The following is a 4372-nucleotide window of genomic DNA, read 5'->3' on the forward strand; positions in this document are numbered from 1 at the left end:
AAAGCCAGCCAACGATAACTCGTTGACTGGCTTTCGTTTATGCAGTCGGGACGGCGGGATTCGAACCCGCGACCCCCTGAACCCCATTCAGGTGCGCTACCGGGCTGCGCTACGTCCCGAACGACTGCTCCTAACCACACCGTCTCGAGCCCGGCGTGAACAGACTGAAGAACGTAACCCCCTGCCCGCGCCCGGACCAGCCCCCGAGCCCATCCGCACCGCGCACCACAAGGCCAGCCCGCCCCGTCACACTCGCTGACGATTTTGTTTGACTTCCGCGCCCGGTCCCACAGCTTTCATGCCATGCCTACCCTGCTCGCGCTCGCCCTGCTGGCGTTCGGGCTTCTCCCGGCCCCGACCGGCCCCGCCGCCGCCCCTGCCGCTGCCCGGAAGACCGTGGCCGTTCTTGCCTTCGACAACAACACCGGCAAGTCCGACTACGACGACCTCGGCCAAGGGATGGCCGCGATGATGACCACCGATCTCGCGGCGGTCGACGATATCCAGCTGCTCGAACGGCAGCGACTCGCCGATGTCACCAAGGAGATCGACAATCAGCGCTCGCGCTACTTCGACTCCACCACGGCGGTGAAAGTCGGACGCCTCGCCGGTGCGCAGTACATCATCGTGGGCTCATTGGCCGCCGTCGAACCGCAGGTGCGCATCGATACACGCATCGTGCGCGTGGAGACCGGCGCCATCGTGAAGACCGCCAAGGTGGCCGGCAAGCAGGAGGAGTTCTTCGACCTGCAGAAGCGGCTCACCAAACAACTTGTGAAGGACCTCGACATCGCGCTCACGCCCGAAGGCGAGGCCAAACTCGATGCGCGGCAGCAGGCCAACCGCGTCGACGACATGGACGCCATGGTGAAGGTGTCCAACGCCATGAGCATGGCCGATGCCGGTGACTACGGCGGCGCGACCTTCAAGATCGCCCCGGTCGTGGCCAAGTATCCCAACAGTGCCTTCGTGAAGATGACCTCCGAAGAGATCAAGCAGCGCGCCTCGAAGAAGTCCGAGCAGAAGGCCAAGGACGGGATCAACAAGGGCATCAACAAGTTGATCAAGAAGAAGTGGCCCGGCGGCGCCTGATCGCCGCCGTCACGTTCACTTGAAGTCCTTTGCCGCCTTGCGCACGTCGTCGTCGATACGCGGATATTCGAGCGACAGCGATTCCAACGTCTCCACCAGCATACGCGCCACGAGATAGTTGCGCACCGACTTCCGGTCTGATGGCACGACATACCACGGCGCCGCATCGGACGTGCAGCGCGTGAGCGCATCACGATAGGCATCGGTGTAGTCGTCCCAGCGCGCGCGGTCCTCGAGGTCATCCAGACGGAACTTCCAGTTCTTCGTCGGATCATCGAGCCGCTCCTGCAACTGCGTGCGCTGTTCATCGCGCGATACGTGCAGAAAACACTTGCGGATGATCACGCGGTTCTGTGCCAGCATCTGCTCGAACGCGTTGATCTGGTCGTATCGCGCGCGCCAGACATCCTCCGACGCCAGCTCACGCACCCGCACCGCCAGCACGTCCTCGTAGTGGGAACGATTGAACACGCCGATCATGCCACGCGGCGGCACCACCTGATGTACGCGCCACAGAAAATCGTGGCGCAACTCCAGTGCAGTGGGTGGACCAAAGGCCGCCACCTGCACGCCGGTCGGATTGAAAGCACCACACACCGTGCGGATCACGCCGTCCTTCCCGGACGCATCACGCCCCTGAAAGATGATCAGCAGCGCGTAGCGACCGTCGGCATGAAACACGTCCTGCAGGTCGTGCAACCGCTCGAGGAGCTGCCTGGTGGCTGGTTCCAGTTCGGCTTTGGACGGTGCGCCTTCCCACTGCGCCGCCTTGGTGCCCAGAGACAGATGCGATGACGGGTCAACCGGTGCGAGCCTCAGACCGTCCAGGAATTTCGAGGAACGACTCACGTGTTCAGGCTCCGGGTGCAGTATCTGCGACCGACGCAGCGCTCACGCTGTCGTCGGTAGCGGCGCGGCCGGTCATCTCGCTGGTCGGGAGCCGGAAGATAATGTCACGATGTGGACTGGGATCATCCACTAGCAGCGCCGCAGGTGAAAGCGATCGTACTGCCGCCAGTCCGATCTCATAGCGTTCACGATCGTGTGGTGTGCCATCGGGGTCGAGAATCTCGATGCGGCCATGCACCACCACGCTGCGCCACCGGAACAGCGCGTCGACCTCGTCAACCTCGAACGCGACCCACGGATGGTGCGCCACGATGTCCATTTTGGCACCTGGACCTGTGCGCCCATAGATCCATCCGTCACGATAGACGTAGTGCACGGGTGCGATGTCCAGGCGATCGCGGAACGTGTACGCCAGCCGACCCACATGATGCGCCGCCAACAATGCTTCACACTCAGCCACATTGAGGACATGAAACTGCGGATTGATGCTCATCTCTCCTCCCTCGTTGTGGATCGTGCACGTGAATACGCGAATCCGTATGCGGCACACCATGTGCGCCCTTCATACCCGCCCGCGTCTACGCGGGTTCGTACGGCTCCATGTGAATCAGCACGCCGGCAGCCGTCGGGACACAGGTGCGAATGGATGCCTTCACGCGACCCGACAGGATATGTGCATCATGCAGTGACATCGTCGGGTCTGCCTGCACGTGAATGTCCACGTAAAAGGCCGTACCGGATTTGCGGATCTTGAGCTTTTCGATGGCCAGCACACCACTCGTACCGAGTGCGGCGCGTTCCACCTCCTGATGCATGGTGCGGGCTGGCGCTCCGTCCATCAGGTCATGGGCTGCTGTACGGAACAGCAGCACCGCGTTCACCGTGATCACGGCCGCCGCCACCAGCGCCGCCCAGTCGTCGGCCGGCTCCCAGCCTGGCCCGCCGATCAGCGCTACGGAGATACCGATGAACGCCGCAGCCGAAGTGATCGCGTCGGACCGGTGATGCCACGCATCGGCCGCCACCGCCACGCTGCCCGTGGCTTCACTGGCCCGCATCACGCGTTTGGCCAGCAGCTCCTTGATCACGATCACGAGCACCAGCACGCCGAGCGTCCACGGCGCAGGCGCATCGTGCGGTGTGCGGATCTCGGAAATGGCTTCGATGGCAATGCCCGCCGCTGCCCCGAGCATCAGGGCGCCAACCACCGCGCCGGCAATGGCTTCCGCACGTCCGTACCCGAACGGATACCGCTCGTCGGGGTCACGGCTGGCAATACGTAACCCTCCCCACACTACCAGCGAGCCCACCATGTCGATGGAGCTTTCGATCGCATCGGCCACCAGCGCATAGGCATTGCCCAAGAGGCCGGCCACCAGTTTCACGACCGCCAGCACCGCGTTCACGACCATCCCGAGCTGCACGAGCCGCTGGGTGGATGCCGCCGCCCCGCGCGTTGGTGTGCCTGGAGTGCCGTGGACGGGAGTGGGCATGCTCATCCCGCAAAATATGGCGCGGAGACGGCCGCGAGGAGCGGCACAGCGGCGGCAGTGGGCCACGTTACATTCCTCGCAATGACTGACCAAGCTCCGCGCCGCGTACCCACGATCTCGCACCGTCTCGAATACATCGCCACACGCGTATTCGTGGGGGCGTTACGCCTGCTGCCCTGGCGCGCCGCAAGCTGGATCGGCGGGCAGATCGCCCGCATCGCGTACTGGCCGCTGGGGATTCGCCGCGGTGTGACCACACGACAGATCGCGGCCGCGTTTCCCGACCGCTCACCGTCCGAAGTCGCCCGTCTGGCGGTGGGCTCGTTTGACAGCCTCGGTCGCACCTCCATCGAGACCGCGATCCTGCCCGGCACGAACCGGGAAGACATCCTCAAGCGCTACGAACGCGTGGAGGGCTGGGAGTACGTGGAGCGCGCGATGGCGAACGGCAAAGGTCTCGTCATCGCCACGGGTCACCTCGGCAACTGGGAACTCGGCGGGGCCTATGTGGCCGCACGCGGTCTGGCATTCGATGCCGTCGTGCGCGGTATGGGCAATCCGATCTTCGAAGGCTACGTCAATCGCACGCGCCGCAAGATCGGCATGGAAGTGATTCTCGATCGCGAGGCCGTGAAGCGCGTGCCTCGTTCGCTGCGGGACAATCGGGCGATCGCCTTCGTGGCTGATCACGATGCACTCGGTCTGGCCAGCACGTTCGTGCCGTTCTTTGGACGTCCCGCGAAGACACCACGCGGCGCCGCCGTGTTTGCCCTGCGGTTCGACGCGCCCGTGGTGTTCATCGTATCGGTGCGTCAACCCAGCGGGCGATATGCACTGCTCATCGAACCGGTGGAGGTGCCGCTCACCGGTGACCGTGAAGTCGATGTGGACGCCATCGTGCTGCGCTTCACGCAGATGCTCGAAGAGCGCATTCGCGA

At 64.0% G+C, this 4372-nt stretch carries 5 protein-coding genes and 1 tRNA gene; 2 read left to right on the forward strand and 4 right to left on the reverse strand.

Translation table 11 applies throughout. The features are described from left to right. Window positions 1–45 precede the first annotated feature (45 nt). Window positions 46–119: transfer RNA gene (locus VGE27_RS12325), tRNA-Pro, on the reverse strand. 184 nt (window positions 120–303) lie between these two features. Between VGE27_RS12325 and VGE27_RS12330 the strand changes: the two genes are divergently transcribed. Next, window positions 304–1092: a CsgG/HfaB family protein gene (locus VGE27_RS12330; RefSeq protein ID WP_331049962.1), complete on the forward strand. Its 789-nt coding sequence runs from the start codon at window positions 304–306 to the stop codon at window positions 1090–1092. Window positions 1093–1107: 15 nt separating this feature from the next. Here the strand turns inward: VGE27_RS12330 and VGE27_RS12335 are convergent, their stop codons facing one another. The 3 genes from VGE27_RS12335 to VGE27_RS12345 all read right to left on the reverse strand — a co-directional run bounded on the left by VGE27_RS12335 (window position 1108) and on the right by VGE27_RS12345 (window position 3440). Further along, window positions 1108–1941: a PPK2 family polyphosphate kinase gene (locus VGE27_RS12335; protein WP_331049963.1), complete on the reverse strand. Its 834-nt coding sequence runs from the start codon at window positions 1939–1941 to the stop codon at window positions 1108–1110. Between the two features lie 4 nt (window positions 1942–1945). Then, window positions 1946–2434, reverse strand: a complete 489-nt coding sequence (locus VGE27_RS12340) for a pyridoxamine 5'-phosphate oxidase family protein (protein WP_331049964.1) — start codon at window positions 2432–2434, stop codon at window positions 1946–1948. A gap of 85 nt (window positions 2435–2519) precedes the next feature. Continuing rightward, window positions 2520–3440, reverse strand: coding sequence for a cation diffusion facilitator family transporter (locus VGE27_RS12345; RefSeq protein WP_331049965.1), 921 nt, complete (start codon window positions 3438–3440; stop codon window positions 2520–2522). A 75-nt stretch (window positions 3441–3515) separates the two neighbouring features. Between VGE27_RS12345 and VGE27_RS12350 the strand changes: the two genes are divergently transcribed. Beyond that, a partial coding sequence (locus VGE27_RS12350) for a hypothetical protein (protein WP_331049966.1) occupies window positions 3516–4372 on the forward strand: 857 nt, incomplete at its 3' end.

The organism is Gemmatimonas sp., assembly GCF_036405635.1.
Taxonomy (GTDB): Bacteria; Gemmatimonadota; Gemmatimonadetes; order Gemmatimonadales; family Gemmatimonadaceae; genus Gemmatimonas.

Bases quoted from the DNA above. Each gene is read 5' to 3' on its own strand.
- VGE27_RS12330 (WP_331049962.1), top strand. From the start codon at position 304: ATGCCTACCCTGCTCGCGCTCGCCCTGCTGGCGTTCGGGCTTCTCCCG.
- VGE27_RS12340 (WP_331049964.1), bottom strand. From the start codon at position 2,434: ATGAGCATCAATCCGCAGTTTCATGTCCTCAATGTGGCTGAGTGTGAA.
- VGE27_RS12345 (WP_331049965.1), bottom strand. From the start codon at position 3,440: ATGAGCATGCCCACTCCCGTCCACGGCACTCCAGGCACACCAACGCGC.